The sequence below is a fragment of the Rhodovibrio sodomensis genome (assembly GCF_016583645.1).
Classification (GTDB): Bacteria; Pseudomonadota; Alphaproteobacteria; order Kiloniellales; family Rhodovibrionaceae; genus Rhodovibrio; species Rhodovibrio sodomensis.
This window is the reverse complement of record NZ_NRRL01000281.1, coordinates 1-868: the sequence shown is the minus strand read 5'-3', so window position 1 is coordinate 868 and position 868 is coordinate 1. Positions and strand designations below refer to the sequence as shown.

The window sequence follows — 868 nt, the reverse complement described above, 5'->3', positions numbered from 1 at the left end:
TCAGGGGTATGTTCGACCACGGCGGGTGAGCTCCTGCTGATCGTAGGTTTTCGTCTCCACACCGAAATCTTACGACTATTCAGCAGCTTGGGCTACACCCGCCGTCCCCCATGAATTTTCCGGGCTAAAGCGGGCCACCGCAGATCTGCAGCGGTTGCCGGCGCTGGCCCGCGAGCTTTGCGCGGCGGCGGTCTGACCAAGGCACCCGTCCGCTGTCCAAGTTAACGCCCGATGCGCAGCCAGGATCGGCTGCGCCGTGTCTTCAGGATGGAGCGAAACCGATGAATACGCCTTTCAACATCAAGCTCAAACTGCGCGGTCAGATCCTCGCCGGCTTCGCTCTGGTGATCCTGGTCGCCGGCGTGATCGCCGCCCAGGGCGTCTGGGGGCTGCGCGATCTGGAGCGCAGCTTTGACACCTACGCCGAACTCGGCGACGATGCCGCGCTGGTCAGCCGCCTGCGCGGCGACATCTTGGAGACGATGCTGACCGTCCGCACCTGGCTGCGTACCGAGGACACCGAGACCAAGCAGCAGGTGCTCGACCTGGAAAAGACGGTCGAGGACGAGATCGCCGAGGCGCAGAAGGTCATCACGGACCCGGAGCGCGCGGCCAAGATCGATCAGATCGACGCCGCGATGCAGCGGTTCCACGCCGGGTTCGACCTGGTGGTTGAACTGGTCGACGCCCGCAACGGCTTCGTGCGGGACGAGATGAACCAGCTCGGCCCGAAGGTCCGTAAGCGATGGGATGGACGCCCCCTCCGGCGGCATCGGTGTGCCAGAATGGGTGCACTGAAAAACGCCATTCAAGGAGGAGGCATCCATGGCGAAGGTTACCATGATCGGGCTGGACTTGGCGAAGAATA

At 63.5% G+C, this 868-nt stretch carries 1 protein-coding gene; it reads left to right on the top strand.

All coding sequences use genetic code 11. The features are described from left to right. Positions 1–281 precede the first annotated feature (281 nt). Positions 282–868: MCP four helix bundle domain-containing protein (locus CKO28_RS27760; RefSeq protein ID WP_200344782.1), on the top strand; the 587-nt coding region annotated here is incomplete at its 3' end.